Annotated in this window: 1 protein-coding gene; it reads right to left on the bottom strand. The window is 45.9% G+C overall.

Translation table 11 applies throughout. From position 1 onward, the window contains the following. Positions 1-678: phage integrase SAM-like domain-containing protein (locus D0T87_RS23705; protein WP_203558777.1), on the bottom strand; the 678-nt coding region annotated here is incomplete at its 3' end. Between the last annotated feature and the right edge of the window lie 46 nt (positions 679-724).

Below are 724 nucleotides of genomic sequence, written 5' to 3'. Positions count from 1 at the left end.
GGTTTCATCCATGGAAAGTGCCCGCTTTACTGTTTTTACCACTCCGGTAAATACATCGGCAAATGGGTCCTCTTCTTTGCGGGCGATAATCAGATTTTCTTGTACGGCTTTGTTATAGATTGCCCGCAGGTTACGCATATAGTAGGATATGGTATTCAGCATCAACCCTTTATTTTTCAGATAGCTCTCAAAGTCTTTCATCAGGCGGGCATCGATCTGCTTTAAAGAGAGATGGGTGTCCCCATGAAAAGAGAGCAGGCCGTGGGTAACCGTGCGGTAAGCACGGGCGGTACGATATTGCCCACGTGAGGTCAATAGCTTAAACAGCGTTTCGGTATACCCCTGCAAGGTGCCCTCGCTGTGCTGCCGCAGATAGAGCAACAACAGGTCGTCGAGACGGTAGCGCCCTTTGTTTTCGAGCATTAAGATAAACCGGTTCAGCATTTCTCTTTCGCTATTGATCCGGGAGATAACGTCTTTCAGATAGGCGGCCCGGTCGGGATTATCCGAAGGGATCAGGATACTGTGTGTATCCTGATCCCACTCATCGGGTGTAATACGGCATCCTTTTAATGTGATTGCCTTTACTTGCCGTTCATGGATCAAACGCAGGGATAAACTACCTGCGTGCTGTCCCTTCTTTATAGAAGGGCGATAAACTAATGTTACACTTGACATAAATTTGTTTTTAAAGTGAATACTAATTATTAAGTTTATGCAAACT

This window comes from Bacteroides sp. 51, assembly GCF_010500965.1.
GTDB lineage: Bacteria > Bacteroidota > Bacteroidia > Bacteroidales > Bacteroidaceae > Bacteroides.
This window is presented reverse-complemented; position numbering and strand designations above follow the sequence as displayed.